15 protein-coding genes are annotated in these 16,036 nt (G+C 37.5%); 6 read left to right on the top strand and 9 right to left on the bottom strand.

Annotated elements, in window-relative coordinates:
- Positions 1-112: 112 nt before the first annotated feature.
- Together MKY76_RS04495 and MKY76_RS04490 are read right to left on the bottom strand one after the other, a co-directional pair.
- Positions 113-790 carry an LrgB family protein gene (locus MKY76_RS04495; RefSeq protein WP_257961569.1) on the bottom strand — a complete coding sequence of 226 codons (678 nt, stop codon included), beginning with the start codon at positions 788-790 and terminating at the stop codon, positions 113-115.
- Positions 783-1,229 (bottom strand): CidA/LrgA family protein, encoded by a 447-nt coding sequence (locus MKY76_RS04490; protein ID WP_257961568.1) that lies wholly within the window; start codon positions 1,227-1,229, stop codon positions 783-785. The genes MKY76_RS04495 and MKY76_RS04490 overlap by 8 nt, the downstream gene beginning before the upstream one ends.
- A 291-nt stretch (positions 1,230-1,520) precedes the next feature.
- Here MKY76_RS04490 and MKY76_RS04485 point away from each other — a divergent pair, with 291 nt between their 5' ends.
- The 5 genes from MKY76_RS04485 (at position 1,521) to MKY76_RS04465 (ending at position 7,111) form a co-directional block, all read left to right on the top strand.
- Positions 1,521-3,179 carry a sensor histidine kinase gene (locus MKY76_RS04485; RefSeq protein ID WP_342557469.1) on the top strand — a complete coding sequence of 553 codons (1,659 nt, stop codon included), beginning with the start codon at positions 1,521-1,523 and terminating at the stop codon, positions 3,177-3,179.
- Positions 3,166-3,855, top strand: a complete 690-nt coding sequence (locus tag MKY76_RS04480) for a response regulator (protein WP_066037204.1) — start codon at positions 3,166-3,168, stop codon at positions 3,853-3,855. Before MKY76_RS04485 ends, MKY76_RS04480 begins: the two co-directional genes overlap by 14 nt.
- A 125-nt stretch (positions 3,856-3,980) precedes the next feature.
- Positions 3,981-5,000 carry a tripartite tricarboxylate transporter substrate binding protein gene (locus MKY76_RS04475; RefSeq protein WP_342557468.1) on the top strand — a complete coding sequence of 340 codons (1,020 nt, stop codon included), beginning with the start codon at positions 3,981-3,983 and terminating at the stop codon, positions 4,998-5,000.
- Positions 5,001-5,092: 92 nt separating this feature from the next.
- Positions 5,093-5,569, top strand: coding sequence for a tripartite tricarboxylate transporter TctB family protein (locus MKY76_RS04470; protein ID WP_054549838.1), 477 nt, complete (start codon positions 5,093-5,095; stop codon positions 5,567-5,569).
- A 15-nt stretch (positions 5,570-5,584) separates the two neighbouring features.
- The gene (locus MKY76_RS04465) at positions 5,585-7,111 is read left to right on the top strand and encodes a tripartite tricarboxylate transporter permease (protein ID WP_342557467.1); all 1,527 of its coding nucleotides are present in this window, start codon (positions 5,585-5,587) and stop codon (positions 7,109-7,111) included.
- Between the two features lie 52 nt (positions 7,112-7,163).
- Here MKY76_RS04465 and MKY76_RS04460 read toward each other — a convergent pair whose 3' ends face one another.
- The 5 genes from MKY76_RS04460 to pdhA form a co-directional block, all read right to left on the bottom strand.
- Positions 7,164-7,946, bottom strand: a complete 783-nt coding sequence (locus MKY76_RS04460; RefSeq protein ID WP_048391943.1) for an SDR family oxidoreductase — start codon at positions 7,944-7,946, stop codon at positions 7,164-7,166.
- A 273-nt stretch (positions 7,947-8,219) separates the two neighbouring features.
- Positions 8,220-9,635 (bottom strand): dihydrolipoyl dehydrogenase, encoded by a 1,416-nt coding sequence (lpdA, locus tag MKY76_RS04455; RefSeq protein ID WP_004224738.1) that lies wholly within the window; start codon positions 9,633-9,635, stop codon positions 8,220-8,222.
- Between the two features lie 5 nt (positions 9,636-9,640).
- Positions 9,641-10,990 carry a dihydrolipoamide acetyltransferase family protein gene (locus MKY76_RS04450; RefSeq protein ID WP_048391944.1) on the bottom strand — a complete coding sequence of 450 codons (1,350 nt, stop codon included), beginning with the start codon at positions 10,988-10,990 and terminating at the stop codon, positions 9,641-9,643.
- A gap of 47 nt (positions 10,991-11,037) precedes the next feature.
- Positions 11,038-12,015, bottom strand: coding sequence for an alpha-ketoacid dehydrogenase subunit beta (locus MKY76_RS04445; protein WP_004224734.1), 978 nt, complete (start codon positions 12,013-12,015; stop codon positions 11,038-11,040).
- 3 nt (positions 12,016-12,018) lie between these two features.
- On the bottom strand, positions 12,019-13,134 hold the full coding sequence (gene pdhA / locus MKY76_RS04440) for a pyruvate dehydrogenase (acetyl-transferring) E1 component subunit alpha (protein WP_004224731.1): 1,116 nt from the start codon (positions 13,132-13,134) through the stop codon (positions 12,019-12,021).
- Between the two features lie 394 nt (positions 13,135-13,528).
- Here pdhA and def point away from each other — a divergent pair, with 394 nt between their 5' ends.
- On the top strand, positions 13,529-14,086 hold the full coding sequence (gene def / locus MKY76_RS04435) for a peptide deformylase (RefSeq protein ID WP_048391947.1): 558 nt from the start codon (positions 13,529-13,531) through the stop codon (positions 14,084-14,086).
- A 40-nt stretch (positions 14,087-14,126) separates the two neighbouring features.
- On the opposite strand, the gene phnX is transcribed toward def, so the two are convergent.
- Both phnX and phnW read right to left on the bottom strand, forming a co-directional pair.
- Complete coding sequence (gene phnX, locus MKY76_RS04430) at positions 14,127-14,939, bottom strand: phosphonoacetaldehyde hydrolase (RefSeq protein ID WP_342557466.1); 813 nt, start codon at positions 14,937-14,939, stop codon at positions 14,127-14,129.
- Positions 14,929-16,029, bottom strand: coding sequence for a 2-aminoethylphosphonate--pyruvate transaminase (gene phnW, locus MKY76_RS04425; RefSeq protein WP_342557465.1), 1,101 nt, complete (start codon positions 16,027-16,029; stop codon positions 14,929-14,931). The genes phnX and phnW overlap by 11 nt, the downstream gene beginning before the upstream one ends.
- Positions 16,030-16,036: the final 7 nt, after the last annotated feature.

The following is a 16,036-nucleotide window of genomic DNA, read 5'->3' as shown; positions in this document are numbered from 1 at the left end:
TAGAATATTATCTGAAGTTTTTTTCATTTCATTTTCACAATGAATAATTGCTTCTAGAAATAACCATTTATCTTTTTTGAGACAGCTCCTTTTTCTATAAAGCACCATTCTATTATAAAAATAAATACACAAATAAAGGGCAGAAGAAGGCTCCGATAACAGCCGTTAAGCCCATTGATAAGGAACCAACTGATAATTCCTGTTCCCCATATTCTCTTAATTTCACAAGACCTACCCCATGTGAGGCACTTCCTACTGCCACTCCCCTACTCACGGCAGAGTCAATTTTGCCATACTTAATGACTAACGGTCCGATAATGGCCCCTACAAACCCTGCAATCATGACGAAAACAGCCGTTAAAGGAGGAATGCCCCCAATCGTTTCGCTCACCTGCATTCCAACAGGCGTTGTTAACGATTTAGGTAAGGCTGTCAGCATCCAGCTAGGTTCTACACCGATCCATTTTAGTAACACAAAAATTGTCACTAAGCCTGTTATCATGCCGATGAGAAGTCCTGATAAAATAGAATACTTATATTTCATAATAATAGCTCGTTGATTATAGAGAGGATATGCAAGTGCCACAACAGCTGGCCCAAGCATTTTCTGAAGCCATTCCCCACCTTGCATATAAGTTGAATATGGAATATCAAATACAAGTAAAATCACTGCACTGACAATCGTAGTCGTGACCAAGGGAATCATGATAGGATGGGAAAATCGTTGATAGAGCTTTGTAAATAAAATAAACATGATGATGGTGCTAAGGACAACAGTTACTTCAATCAACAGTTAATTCCCCCTTTCCTTCTTCCACAGTAGGCTTTGAGCTTTCTTTTTTGGCCAGTTCTCTTTTTTCAATGAGTTGTGTCAGCAATCCTGTTACATAAATAGAGATTAATGTACTAGCAATAACTGCTAAAATGATGAGCAGACCCGTGAATGACATGAGCTCTGGATAATCAATAACACCTACAGTTGCTGGAATGAAAAACAACGTTAAGATGCCAATTAAAAAACCTGCTCCATCTTGTATATATTCGACCTTAATAATTTTAAAATTGAGTGAAAGTGCTAATAAAAGTAAGCCAATGACGCTTCCTGGAAGAGGTATGTGCAGATAAGAAACAATGCCAACCCCCATGTAATAGAAAATAGTAAGTATACCGATTTGCACAATAATCCGAACAGCTCTTAACAACAACGTAGCAAAATTTTCGTTCAACATTTCGCCACTTTTCACCCCCTATATCGTTCATTCTACATCTGTAGGAATTTTCTGTCTATTGTAATTTTAGAAAAATAATAATCAAATACAGAAATATCCAAGCAATTCTATGAAACAGTATTAAAAGTCCTATTCTACAAGAACTTCATGATTTTACTTTTTATCATTATGACTTATCAACTTTTTTTATATTGTGCCTATCCACTTCAAATCACTTTTTTAATGATCATCTAGCAAATTTCGAAATTTTTTTATATAATCGAAAATTACAAAAGATTACTAGTATTATCAATGACTAAAATTTCTAGAATAAACACAAAGGTGGGATTCACTATTATCTTTAAAACATTAACACTCCAAGCCCGCTTTGCCTATTACAGCAGTTTTTTAATTTTTATTATTGTTATTTTAGCAGGCATCCTCTTTTATATGACCATATCTGATGCATTGCAAACACAAATTGGAAACCGGGCACTATATTTGGCGGAAACAACGGCTAGCAGGGGTGATGTAATTGAAGCGTTTCATACAAATAACCCTTCCGAAAGCCTGCAAAAAATTAGCAAAGAGATTATGCTTGCTGCAAAAGCTACTTATGTTGTAATAGGAGATAAAAATGGCATACGCTACACCCATCCTATCGCAGACCGTATTGGTAAATCGATGGTCGGAGATGATAATGACCGAGCATTAATCAACGGTGAGTCTTATATTTCCATTGCAAATGGTTCAATGGGACAATCCATTCGTGGGAAGGCACCTATCTTAGACTCAAATGGAACGATTATTGGTGTTGTTTCAATTGGTTACTTAACAAGTGAATTAGATCGCTTATATTTTTTATACCTTGATAATATTTTTTATACGATGGTTATTGCACTAGGCATTGGTATTATCGGCTCTATTTTTTTATCCCGAAACATTAAAAAGCAAATTTTTAATCTGGAGCCAAGTGAAATTGCCAGTCTATTAACAGAAAAAAATACTTTAATTGAATCAGTCCGTGAAGCTATTATTACGGTAAATCAGAAAGGTGAAATTACGACCCTAAACAATGCTGCCGCGAAAATCTTACATTTAACGGATTCAGATTCTATCATGGGCGATAATATAGAAGAGCATATACCAAACACACATCTGCTTAACGTATTAATGAAGGGTGAAAAACAACTTGATAAATTGATGATTGTTAATGGTCATGAAATTATTGTTAACCGTGTACCTATGAAGGTGAATGGTAAAGTTGTCGGCGCAGTTGCAAGTTTCCGATTACAATCAGAAATAGAACAAATGGCTATCGAATTATCACAAGTAAAGCAATATACGGAAGCTTTACGTGCTCAAACACATGAGTTTAATAATGTCCTTTACACAATATCAGGCCTTATTCAATTAAATGCATCTGATGAAGCACTATCTATTATTCATAAAGAGGTACAAGGACATTCTTCTCTAACCCAATTTATAACAAAGCGTGTAAAGGACCCATTTTTAAATGGTTTAATTATCGGATTTTTTAATCGTGCACGTGAATTAAAAATCAAGTTGATTTTTGATGAGGATAGTTATTTAGAAACATTCCCTGAAAGCATCGAAAAAAGCTTAATTATTTCCATTATTGGAAATTTATTAACCAATGCTTTTGAAGAGGTTGAAAAAAACAAAGAGCGACAGCCAATTATTAGGCTTTTTATATTTGATAATGGAGAGGAAATCATCTTTGAGGTTGAGGACTCGGGACAAGGTTTTGCACAAGAAAAACTAGACGTGCTATTTTCAGAAAATATTTCTACGAAAGATAGTAAGCATCGAGGCTATGGATTAAGGAAAGTCATTTCCAGTATCCAAGATTTAAACGGTACTCTTGCTCTTGAAGAAGGAGATTTAGGAGGTGCCCTATTTATCGTATCTATTAGCAAAAGGGGGACTATGATCCATGAACAATATTGAAGTGCTAGTAATTGAAGATGATGTACGTGTAGCAGATGTACATTGTCGTTTTTTAGAAAAAATTGAAGGCTTTACAGTAATTGCAAGGGCAAGTACGGGAGAAGAAGCTTTAGATTGGCTTCAATCATTTTCACCACACCTTATATTACTCGATGTCTTTTTGCCAGATATACTGGGAGTAGATTTAATTGATAAAATCCAAGAAGTGAGCCCAACAAGTAGTATTATTTTGATTACCGCAGCTACAGAGGCACATATAGTACAGAAAGCTTATCGGAAAAATGTTACTGATTACATTTTAAAGCCATTTACATTCGAACAGCTAAAAGAGAGTATAGAAAAATTCCGTTACAAGCATCTATTACTGAAAAATAATGAGAAATTTACACATGAAAAAATTCAATACCTTTGGCCAAAAGCAGGTTCATCCCCCCCTCAAGAAACACCGTTATTATTACCAAAAGGGATAGATCCAACAACAATGAATCATGTTATCAACCATTTAAGTATAATGGAGAATGGTAGTACAGCTGAGCTGTTGGGAAAGAATATAGGTGTCAGCCGTTCCACCGCTCGTCGTTATTTAGAATTTTTAGTTACACAAAAGCAGGTCTATACCGAACTGACTTATGGTACAGTTGGGCGTCCTGAACGACGATACTTTATTTCCACATAAACTTTATGAACAAAATGATGTTAATCCACATTATTATCACAATATTTCCAAAATTGAGAAGTAAGTTATAGTATGGGTAGCGCTAAATTGATAGCGCTACCATTTTATTTTTAAGGGGGATTTTTATGTGGAGGAACATTTCTAAAATAATGGTAGCTGGCTTACTATTTACTAGTTTGGTTGGCTGTTCAGCATCAAATGAAGAAAAAACAGAGGGAAAGAATGCCAGTGATTATCCGAAAAGTAATATTACCATTGTTGCTCCATCAGGTGCTGGTGGTGGCTGGGATTTAACGGCTCGTGCAGTAGCAAAAACAATGAGTGATACTGGGTTGATTGATAAGGCGATTCAAGTTGAGAATAAGCCAGGTGGTGGTGGTGCTGCCTTCATGGCAACATTTGCTACAAAGGAAGCCAATAATGATTATATATTAATGGTTAAATCACCACCGATCCTTATAAATCATGAAAAGGCTGAAGGAAATAGTAAATTTGGCTATAAGGATACTACACCTTTAGCACAATTAACACGTGACTATGGCGCAATCGTTGTTAAAAAGGATTCTCCTTTCCAAACGCTTGCAGATGTTTTAAATGCCATGAAAACTTCACCAAAAGATGTCACATTAGCAGGTGGGTCTGCACCAGGTTCGATGGATCATCTAGTAGGAATTATCCCGGCTTATAAAGCGGGGATTGACTTAAAAACAATTAAATATGTTTCTTATGACGGTGGCGGTGAGGCAGTTACAGCATTATTAGGTGGCAATGCGGATGTAATTGCAACAGATGCCTCCACAATTGCTACTTATGTTAAATCCGGAGATGTTCGTGTATTAGCTGTCAGTTCCTCTGAACGCTTAGAAGGTGAGCTAGCAGAGGTTCCTACTTTTAAAGAAGCCGGTATTGATGAGGAGTTTACAATTTGGCGTGGTATCTTTGGTCCAAAAAATATGAGTGAAGATGCGATTGCCTATTGGTCTGAAAAATTACAGGCAATGTCTGAATCAAAAGAATGGCAAGCTGAGGTGACACGTAATGGCTGGCAAGCAGAATACCGTAATGCGGAAGAATTTACAGCTTATCTAGACAGTCAAAATAAAATAATCATTGAACTACTAACAGCTCTTGGTATGCAAAAATAACGAATCGTTTTTTTAAAAAAGGCACAAGTATTTCCATTAAATATAGAACTACTTGTGTAACTTTATCTATTTTCAATGGAGGTGTAAAACGGTTGAGCTATACATTTGATAAAACATTTAGCATTACCCTCTTAGCACTTAGTATTTTGTTTATTTTTCAAGCAACACAGATTTCTGATAGTGCTTATGGGTCTACAGTTGGTCCCAAAATTTTCCCATTAGGTTTAGGTATTATTTTAGGTTTATTAAGTCTTCAATTATTTTATGAATCATGGAAAAAAGCTGTGAGAGAGCGAGTCACAGGAGGACCAACTACTTCTTCTAAAATATCTTCAACAGAGCTCAAAAAGTTCTTAATTATTTTAGGTAGCGCTCTTGCGTATGTATTTTTCCTTGAAAAAATTGGCTATATGATAACAACATTTTTATTTTTGTGTATTAGTTTCCAAACAATGGAACGTACTAAACTTATTTATTCAATTATTATTGCAGCTGGATTTTCACTGGGCGTCTATTATTTATTTACAAGTTTACTAGGAGGGTCATTGCCTAGTTTCCCAATTTTTTAGTACAGGAGTGAACATATGTCGACATTGCAATTTTTAGCTGATGGATTTGCAGTTGCCCTTCAATGGCAAAACCTTTTATTCGCTCTTGTTGGTGTCATAATTGGTACAGCAGTTGGTGTACTTCCAGGTATAGGTCCCATGAGTGGAGTTGCATTATTAATCCCCGTTACAGCAACCATTACAGCTGGACTACCTACTGAGGCTGCCGCTACCAGCTCAATTATTTTACTTGCAGGGGTATACTATGGGGCCATGTATGGTGGATCAACAACTTCCATTCTATTAAACACGCCTGGTGAATCCTCATCAGTTGTGACAACATTGGATGGCTATCAAATGGCTAAACAAGGTCGTGCTGGAAGTGCTCTTTCTATCGCGGCCATTGGCTCATTTTGTGCAGGCATTGTAGCACTACTAGGTCTGATATTATTAGCTAACCCATTGTCAAAATTAGCACTTAAATTTGGACCCGCAGAATACTTTTCTTTGATGTTATTAGGACTTGCAGCAGTAAGTGGCCTAGCAGGACGTTCTATTACCAAAGCTTTAATTATGACTGTTTTAGGGCTTATGCTCGGAACAGTTGGTATTGATGCCGTATCAGGTATAGAACGTTTTACATTTGGTCAGCCAATGCTGTTCTCTGGCATTGAATTTTTAACCATCGCTGTTGGTTTATTTGCATTAGGCGAAGTATTTAAAACCATTCTTGAAAAAGAAGAAGAGGATGGTCAATTAGCCAAAATTAATCGTGTATTACCAACAAAGCAAGATTTAAAGGATAGTGCTGTTCCTATTGCTCGCGGATCCTTATTAGGCTTTTTCATCGGCGTATTACCCGGCGCAGGCGCAACACTTGCCTCATTCTTTTCTTATATTACCGAGAAAAAATTCAGTAAAACACCCGAGCAATTTGGAAAAGGTCATATTGCGGGTGTAGCTGGACCTGAATCAGCGAACAATGCTGCATCAGGCGGTGCAATGATCCCATTACTAACTTTAGGAATTCCCGGCTCAGGTACTACTGCTATTTTAATGGGTGCACTTATTATGTATAATATTCAGCCAGGTCCATTATTATTTGATGAACATCCACAAGTTGCTTGGGGATTAATTGCCAGTATGTTTATTGGAAATTTAATGTTATTAGCATTAAATATGCCTTTGGTCCGCATTTTTGCCAAAATCATCGAAACACCTAAAAAATATTTATTGCCTATTATTATTGCAATTTCAATTTTTGGAGTTTATGCCGTACAATTCGCCACGTTTGATTTATTTTTATTAGTAGCTTGTGGTGTACTTGGTTATCTATTTGCTAAAAATGATTACCCAGTAGCTCCATTAGTACTTGCATTAGTACTAGGGCCGATGATTGAAAATAATATGCGCCGTGCATTAACCATTTCGAATGGAGACTTTTCTATTTTTATAACAAAGCCTTTATCATTACTATTTTTAGTGGTTGCCATTTCTTGGTTACTTATACCACTGATTATGAAAATACGTGGTAAAAATGTTCTTATTAATGAAGAAGGATAAATATTCTTAAAAATCCACTATACTTCTATTAGTATAGTGGATTTTTACTATTCTATAATGCGTGACCAGAGCCACCATCAATATTAACAGCTGTACCTGTAACATAGCTCGCCGCATCAGATACTAAAAAAGTGATAACGTTTGCTGCTTCTTGCGTATCACCTACACGACCCAGCGGAATTGCTTGCCCCACTTTACGAGAATATTCTTCCCACGATAAATTTGGTTCTTCCTTTTTCCATTTCTTTTCGATTTGATCACTACGAATAAGTCCTATACATACAGAATTTACTCGAATATTATCCTTCCCTAAATCCTTGCTCATCGCTTTTGTCAAGGCAAGCCCCGCAGCACGGCTTACAGTAGTTGGAAGTGAACTTGCAGGTGGAGTTTTAGCCATCACGGCAGTCACATTAACGATTGCACCGCCCCCAGCCTTTCGCATATATGGAGCAGCATATTTTGAACAATGAATAGCTCCAAATACCTTTAAATCTAAATCTGCCTGCCACAGCTCACTACTCACCGTTTCAAAGGAATTCGCTGAAGCTGTACCAGCATTATTAATAAGAATATCCACACGTCCAAAATGCTCTACAGTACGCTCAATGAGATACTTACAATCTTTTTCTTTTGTAATGTCAGTTGGAACAATTAATACATCTACGCCTGTTTCATTTTTTATGCATCCTGCAGCCACTTGCAGTTGTTTTTCACCACGAGCGCAAAGTACAACCTGTGCACCCTCTTTAACAAGCTGCATGGCTGTATAATAGCCAATTCCTTTACTCGATCCTGTTATAATTGCTACTTTCCCCGTTAAATTAAGCTCCATTATTAAATCCTCCCTTACTTTCTACAATGCTATCATTATAGCATTTATCGATTATTCAGAATAATCAAAGGAGCTTGTAAAAGGTAGAAATACGATTTAAAAGCTATAATAATTGAATATTTTCCATGAGGAGCTACTTATTACTTATCATTATCATTCAAGCCTGTTACGGGAAAAAGCTAATAGAAAAATTAATTGTTCATATAAAACATTGGCTAAAAAAAGAGTGTAGATAAGCAAATGTCTCGCTTTATCTACACTCCTTTATTCAAATTATTTTTTCGCTACAATGTGGATTGGGTTGCCAAGTAATACTTCAGCAGTTTCCATTGTAATTTCACCTAATGTTGGGTGAGCGTGAATTGTTAATGCGATATCCTCAGCAGTCATGCCGCCTTCAATTGCTAAGCCCATTTCAGCGATCATATCAGATGCACCAGCACCTACGATTTGAGCACCAATTAATAAGCCGTCCTCTTTACGAGCAACAAGTTTCACGAAACCTTCTGATTGGTTTAATGCAAGAGCACGACCATTTGCTGCGAATGGGAATTTCGCGGCAGTGTATTCAATGCCTTCAGCTTTTGCTTGTTCTTCGTTGTAACCAACTGTCGCCATTTCTGGATCTGTGAAACACACAGCTGGCACAGCAAGATAATCAACTACTGATTTTTCACCCGCAATTGCTTCAGCAGCAACTTTACCTTCGTAAGATGCTTTATGTGCAAGTTGTGGACCTGCTACGATATCACCGATTGCATAGATGTTTGGAATATTTGTACGACATTGTTTGTCAACATTGATTAGACCACGTTCACCGAATTCAACTCCGATTTCAGCAAGGCCCATTTCATCTGTATTTGGACGACGTCCTACAGTAACTAATACGTAATCAGCTTCAACTTTTTTCTCTTCTCCGCCTACTTCATAAGTTACTACTACGCCGTTTTCAGTTTCTTCTACGCCTTTTGCAGATGCGTTAACTTCAATTTCAACGCCTTTCTTTTTAAGGCCTTTTTTCACGATTTGCGTCATTTGTTTTTCGAAGCCAGCTAAAATATCTTTTCCGCCTTCAATAATTGTTACTTGAGAGCCAAGGTTCGCATAAGCTGATCCAAGCTCAGTACCAATATAACCGCCACCGATAACAACTAATTTACCAGGTACTTCTTGTAGAGAAAGTGCACCAGTAGAATTTAATACACGATCAGTGAATTTGAATGTTGGAATTTCAACTGGACGAGAACCTGTTGCAATAATGACATTGTTAAATGTGTAAGTTTGAGCAGATTCACCATTGATGATACGCACTGAATGAGCGTCAACGAAATAAGCTTCACCTTGTACAATTTCAACTTTGTTACCTTTAAGTAAGCCTTCAACACCGCCAGTTAATTTCTTAACAACGCTGTCTTTAAATGCTTGTGCTTTTGAGAAGTCTAATTTCACATCAGAAGCGATGATTCCCATGTCATCTGAATGTTTAGCTTGCTCAAAACGGTGACCTACTGAAATTAATGCTTTTGATGGGATACAACCTACGTTTAAGCACACTCCACCAAGTACATTTTTTTCAACGATTGTTACTTTTTGGCCAGTTTGAGCTGCACGAATTGCTGCTACATATCCTCCAGGACCTGAACCAATGACAAGAGTATCTGTTTCGATTGGGAAATCTCCTACTACCATTTTTGTTACGCCTCCATTAATAATAATTCTGGCTCACTTAACAAACGCTTTAAATGATTTAAAGCATTTTGCGCAGTGGCTCCATCGATCATACGATGATCAAAGCTCAATGATAATGCTAACACAGGTGCGGCTACAATTTCACCATTTTTTATTACAGGTTTTTCTGAAATTCGACCAATACCTAGAATTGCTACTTCAGGATGGTTAATAACTGGTGTAAACCATTGTCCTCCTGCAGAGCCAATATTCGTAATGGACATGGAAGCACCTTTCATTTCATGTGGTGCTAGTTTACCTTCACGGGCTTTTGTCGCTAATTCATTAATTTCATTAGACACTGCAAATACAGATTTACGATCTGCATGCTTAATAACTGGTACTAGTAAGCCTCTTTCAGTATCTGCTGCAATACCAATGTTATAGTAATGCTTTTGGATAATTTCTTGTGTTGCATCATCTAAAGAGCGATTAAATTCTGGGAACTCGCGTAAAGTTGAAATAAGTGCTTTCACTACATATGGTAAGTATGTTAATTTAACACCTTTTTCGGCAGCGATATCTTTGAATTTTTTACGATGTGCTACAAGAGCTGTTACATCGACTTCATCCATTAGTGTAACATGAGGAGCCGTTTGTTTCGAGTGTACCATTGCTTTTGCAATCGCTTTTCGAATACCTGACATTTTTTCACGAGTCTCTGGGAAATCCCCCTCAAGAACTACTGGTGCTGCTGGTGTAGACGTTTCTTGTTGAACTGTATCTTCTGATGTTTCGATATTTGCAGTTTCAGCCTCTACAGTGCCGCCACCTTTTAAGAAGTTTTCAATATCTTCTTTAAGGATTCGACCGTTTTTGCCTGTACCCTTCACTTCACGAATATTTACATCGTTATCACGGGCAAATTTACGTACAGAAGGCATCGCGATCACACGTTTTGTTTCATCAACTACTGTCTCCACTTTTTCTGGAGCTTTTTCAGGAGCTTTTTCTGGTGCCTTTTCCTCTTTAGTAGGAGCTTTTTCTACGTTCTGACCAGATTCAGCAGTTGCTTGAACTTGTGCCTCTGTTTTTGCTTCGGCATGATCGTCACCTTTTAGCTTTAAGTCTTCATAGCCAGGTGCGTCTAATCGGATTAAAACATCGCCAACTACGGCAACTGTTCCTTCTCCTACTAAAACTTCCTCTACTGTTCCTTCAACTGGTGAAGGGATTTCTACTACTGCTTTATCATTTTGTACTTCACAAAGAATATCGTCTTCTTTTACTGTATCTCCAGCTTTAACGAACCATTTCACAATCTCGCCTTCGTGAATACCCTCGCCAATATCCGGTAATCTGAATTCAAATGCCATGTGTACCCATCCTTTCTATTTACTGTTGTTCAAGTTTAGAAGCTTTATTAGAATGTTAAAACTTTTTTCGCTGTTTCCATTACATCTTTGTAGTTTGGTAACCAAACACCTTCAGCTTGTGGGAATGGGTACACAGTATCTGGTGCAGCCACACGAAGAACAGGAGCCTCTAAGCTTAGAATTGCACGCTCTGTAATTTCTGCTACTACGTTCGCAGCGATACCTGCTTGTTTTTGAGCTTCTTGGACAACGATTGCACGACCTGTTTTTTCAACAGATGCGATAATTGTTTCCACATCGATTGGTTGAATTGTACGTAAGTCAATTACTTCTACAGAATGTCCTTCTTTTTCAAGTTCTTCTGCAGCCTTTAAGCTTTCATGAACCATTAAACCGTAAGCAACAATTGTTAAATCAGTGCCTTCACGTTTTACATCCGCTTTTCCTAGTGGAATTTCGTATGCTTCCTCAGGCACTTCTTCACGGAATGAACGGTATAGCTTTAAATGCTCTAAGAAAATAACTGGGTTGTCATTACGAATAGAAGAAATAAGTAAACCTTTTGCATCATATGGTGTTGATGGAACAACAACTGTTAATCCTGGTTGTGCTGTCATTAAGCTTTCTAAGCTATCTGAGTGCATTTCAGGTGTGTGCACACCACCACCAAATGGTGAACGGATTGTTACTGGAGCATTGTAGACGCCACCACTACGGTAGCTCATACGTGCTAGCTGGCCACTAATTGAATCCATAACTTCATAAACGAAACCAAAGAATTGAATTTCAGGAACTGGACGGAATCCTTGAAGAGAAAGGCCAACTGCTAAGCCACCAATACCTGATTCTGCTAATGGTGTATCAAATACGCGGTCAACCCCAAATTCTTTTTGTAGGCCTTCTGTCGCGCGGAATACCCCACCGTTGACACCTACATCTTCCCCGAATACAAGAACGTTTTCATCATTCTTTAATTCTGTGCGAAGTGCATCTGTAATTGCTTGAATCATCGTCATTTGTGCCATAGGTTATTTCGACTCCTTCTCTTTATAGATTTCATACTGTTCTTTTAGATTAGATGGCATTTCGCCTTTATACATATTTTCCATTAATTCTGTTACTTTTTGTTTTGGAGCAGCATCTGCTTTTTTGATTGCTTCTTTAATTTCTTCTTTTGCTCGCTCAATAACTGCTTCTTCTTTTTTCTCATCCCATATACCTTTTGCTTCTAGGTATTTACGGAAGCGAACTAGAGGATCTTTTTGAGCCCATTCATTATCTGTATCAGAAGTACGGTAACGAGTTGGGTCATCCCCAGCCATTGTATGAGGTCCATAACGGTAACACATTGTTTCAATTAATGTTGGGCCTTCACCATTAACCGCGCGCTCACGAGCATCACGAGTTGCTACATAAACTGCAAGCGCATCCATTCCATCTACTAAAATACTTGGTAATCCTGCTGCTACACCTTTTTGTGCAATTGTTTTAGCAGCTGTTTGCAATTCACGAGGTGTTGAGATTGCATATTGGTTATTTTGTACGATGAAGATTGCTGGAGATTTAAATGCACCTGCAAAGTTAATGCCTTCATAGAAGTCTCCCTGAGAAGAACCACCGTCACCAGTATAAGTTACTGCAACAGCTTTTTTCCCGCGTTTTTTAATACCAAGTGCTACCCCAGCAGCTTGAATATATTGTGCTCCAATAATAATTTGTGGAGCTAAAACGTTTACACCTTCAGGAACCTGATTCCCCATGAAGTGACCACGTGAGAATAAAAATGCTTTTTCAAGAGGTAAGCCATGCCATACAATTTGAGGTACATCACGGTAACCTGGTAAAATCCAATCTTCTTGTTCTAATGCAAAGTGAGAAGCAAGTTGTGAAGCTTCTTGACCAGCAGTCGGTGCATAGAAGCCTAAACGTCCTTGACGATTTAATGAGATTGAACGTTGATCTAAAATACGTGTGTAAACCATACGTGTCATTAACTCAACTAGTTCCTCATCTGATAATTTCGGATCTGCCTCTTTATTTATAATTTCGCCTTCTTCATTCAAAATTTGAAACATTTCAAACTTATCTTCGATTTCAGTTAGCGTTTGTTTAGCATCAAAAATATTATTGTTTTTCTTGCTCATTTGTCACATCTCCCTTTCAGCTGTATTAAAATAAATCACCTTTTTAACTAGTACAACTTATTCTTGACACTCAGTATACTGAATAAAATACTGTCGGTCAATCATCTATCACTGCTATATACAAAGATTTTTTCTAGAATAACAATCAAACACTGCTGTCCTATACTGTATTACTAATATTCAAATTCTGTATTACAACACCTTACTCACACCATACAACTCTTACGTTTTCCAACAGGTTTTCCCCTAGTAGAATACCCCATTCTCGAAAATCTAATAGCATTAGAAAAATTTTTTGAGTATATTCAAATAAGGACTTTTTTCATGGGATTGTACGAAAACGTGATGTATACTTATTAGTAAGCACTACAAAGTTGAAAGGAAGATTACTATTATGATTTTAATGGATGATATTATCCGCGAAGGTCATCCGACTTTACGCACAAAAGCAGAGGAAGTTAAATTCCCTTTAACTGAAGAAACAAGAAAGCTTGCTGAGGATATGCTTCAATATTTAATCAACAGCCAAGATCCTGAAATGGCAGAAAAATATAATTTGCGTAGTGGCATTGGTTTGGCTGCCAATCAGGTAAATAGCTTACAGCGTATGTTTGCTCTTCATTTAAAAGATGAGGCTGGTGAACAATTAAGCTTTGTAGCCATAAATCCAAAGATCGTTAGCCATTCTGTTGAAAACACATACCTATCAGCAGGAGAAGGATGTCTTTCTGTTGACCGTAATATTCCTGGGTATGTACCTCGCCATGCACGCATCACAGTAAAATTTAAAACAATTGATGGTGAAGAGAAAAAAATGCGCCTTAAGGGCTTGCCAGCTATTGCCTTTCAGCATGAATTAGATCATCTAAATGGCATTATGTTTTATGACCGTATTAATGAAAAGAATCCATTTGCGGAAATACCAGATTCAATCCCATATGAGCGCGACTAAAAACAACCTCGGCAGTTTTTACTTCTGCCGAGGTTAATTATTATTTATATTCTAATTGTCTATCCATATTTAACCGAGCATTGATCGTTTCAATTAATGCTGGCAACTCTGCCATTGTTTCAATTGTAAAATGAGCGCCAGATTCTTCAAAAACACATTTTGTTTTCTCTATGATTTGTTGCTGTTCTTCTGAAGATAGGGCATTGAATTCTTCTTCGGATAGTCCCATTTCTGAGCTTCCAATAATAACGCCAACAGCCCAAACACCTGCATTCAAGGCTTCCTTTATATCTGATGTTGTATCGCCAACCTTCACAACTTGCTTCGTCGCTTGCGAACCTAATGCCTCCATATTTTTAAAAATCATATATGGATATGGTCGCCCTTTATCACCAACCTGTGTTGGTGTTACAAGAAAATCAGGTTGATAGCCCTTGTCAGCAGCATGCTTTGTCACTACTTCCATCATTGCATCTGTATAGCCAGTTGTAGAGCCTATTCGAATACCTGCATCTCTTAATTGCTGTACTGTTGTTTTCACGTGCTGGATAGGATCTGTATAGGTCGCCAAAGACTCCATTAATTTTGTTTCAAAATGATTATACAATACATGTACATCCTTTTCAGTAAAGGATTGTCCATGTACACGATGCCATTCTGCTTTAATTCTTGGCATTTCTAGCATGGTGCGGATATGATCAATTTTCAGCATCCCCATTGGTTTACGAGCCTCTTCCAGTGTAACTATTACACCAGCATCTTCAAAAATTGTTAAAAAAACATTAACGGGGGCAAAACAACCAAAGTCAACTGCTGTGCCTGCCCAGTCCAAAATAACCGTCTCAATTTTCATTGTTTTTCACCACCATATAATTTTCAATGATTTCACATAATGCAAGAATATCTTCCTCATGAATATCACCAATATTGCCAATACGGAATGTATCGACATCCGTCAGCTTACCTGGATAGATAACGAAACCTGCATTTTTTATTTCTTGATAAAAATGCTCAAAAGAAAACTCTTTATACGGGAATAAAAATGTTGTGATAATTGGTGATTGAAGCTCCTCCGAAATATACGCTTTAAATCCCAGCACCGACAAGCGAGAGCGAAGTAGTTGATTATTATACGCATAGCGTTTGTAGCGGGCATGAATTCCGCCTTCTTCATTCAACTCTTCAAGCGCCTTCGCAAAAGCTGCCACTACATGTGTAGGCGATGTGAAACGCCATTTCCCATCTTGCTTCATTACTTCCCACTGACTATGCAAATCTAATGCAACACTTCGAGCTTGTCCCTTACATTTTTCCAGTGCTCTTGTATTCGCGATAACAAAACCAAAGCCTGGGACACCCTGAATACATTTATTGGCACTACTAATACAAAAATCAATATGCAAGCTTGATAAATCCATTGGTACGCCTCCAAAGCTACTCATGGCATCCACAATAAACGTTTTGTTGAACGAATGAACAACTTCCCCAATTTCTTTAATAGGATTTAAAATACCAGTAGTCGTCTCACAATGTACGAGAGCTACATGAGTAATACTCCTATCTCTTTCAAGAAAGGATTGAACTTCTAACAAGGAGGGCTGTTCATCATAAGGAGCACTATAAACAACATGCTGTAACTTTAAGGCTTTAGCCATTTCAACAATTCTTTCACCATAAGCACCATTTGTTAGTATCAGCACCTTATCATTTTCACCAATTGCTGTTGTTAGTACAGACTCTACTACAAAGCTTCCACTTCCTTGCATTAGTACCGTAGTGTAATCAGCTTCCTCAACTTTTGCTAATTTTAAGAGTTGCTTACGAATCACTTGTGTCACATTTTTATAATCGTCATCCCATGTACAACGATCTTTTAACATTTCTCGTTTCACTGCTTCAGTTGTTGTCAATGGACCTGGCGTCAATAATTTATAGTTACTCATCTGCTAT

This window comes from Lysinibacillus sp. FSL P4-0201, assembly GCF_038593425.1.
GTDB lineage: Bacteria > Bacillota > Bacilli > Bacillales_A > Planococcaceae > Lysinibacillus > Lysinibacillus capsici.
The sequence above is the reverse complement of the archived record's forward strand: the minus strand, read 5'-3'. Positions and strand labels throughout refer to the sequence as shown.

Coding starts and splice junctions, on each gene's coding strand:
- MKY76_RS04490 (WP_257961568.1), bottom strand. CDS start 1,229: ATGTTGAACGAAAATTTTGCTACGTTGTTGTTAAGAGCTGTTCGGATT.
- MKY76_RS04485 (WP_342557469.1), top strand. CDS start 1,521: ATGACTAAAATTTCTAGAATAAACACAAAGGTGGGATTCACTATTATC.
- MKY76_RS04480 (WP_066037204.1), top strand. CDS start 3,166: ATGAACAATATTGAAGTGCTAGTAATTGAAGATGATGTACGTGTAGCA.
- MKY76_RS04475 (WP_342557468.1), top strand. CDS start 3,981: ATGTGGAGGAACATTTCTAAAATAATGGTAGCTGGCTTACTATTTACT.
- MKY76_RS04465 (WP_342557467.1), top strand. CDS start 5,585: ATGTCGACATTGCAATTTTTAGCTGATGGATTTGCAGTTGCCCTTCAA.
- MKY76_RS04460 (WP_048391943.1), bottom strand. CDS start 7,946: ATGGAGCTTAATTTAACGGGGAAAGTAGCAATTATAACAGGATCGAGT.
- lpdA (WP_004224738.1), bottom strand. CDS start 9,635: ATGGTAGTAGGAGATTTCCCAATCGAAACAGATACTCTTGTCATTGGT.
- MKY76_RS04450 (WP_048391944.1), bottom strand. CDS start 10,990: ATGGCATTTGAATTCAGATTACCGGATATTGGCGAGGGTATTCACGAA.
- MKY76_RS04445 (WP_004224734.1), bottom strand. CDS start 12,015: ATGGCACAAATGACGATGATTCAAGCAATTACAGATGCACTTCGCACA.
- pdhA (WP_004224731.1), bottom strand. CDS start 13,134: ATGAGCAAGAAAAACAATAATATTTTTGATGCTAAACAAACGCTAACT.
- def (WP_048391947.1), top strand. CDS start 13,529: ATGATTTTAATGGATGATATTATCCGCGAAGGTCATCCGACTTTACGC.
- phnX (WP_342557466.1), bottom strand. CDS start 14,939: ATGAAAATTGAGACGGTTATTTTGGACTGGGCAGGCACAGCAGTTGAC.
- phnW (WP_342557465.1), bottom strand. CDS start 16,029: ATGAGTAACTATAAATTATTGACGCCAGGTCCATTGACAACAACTGAA.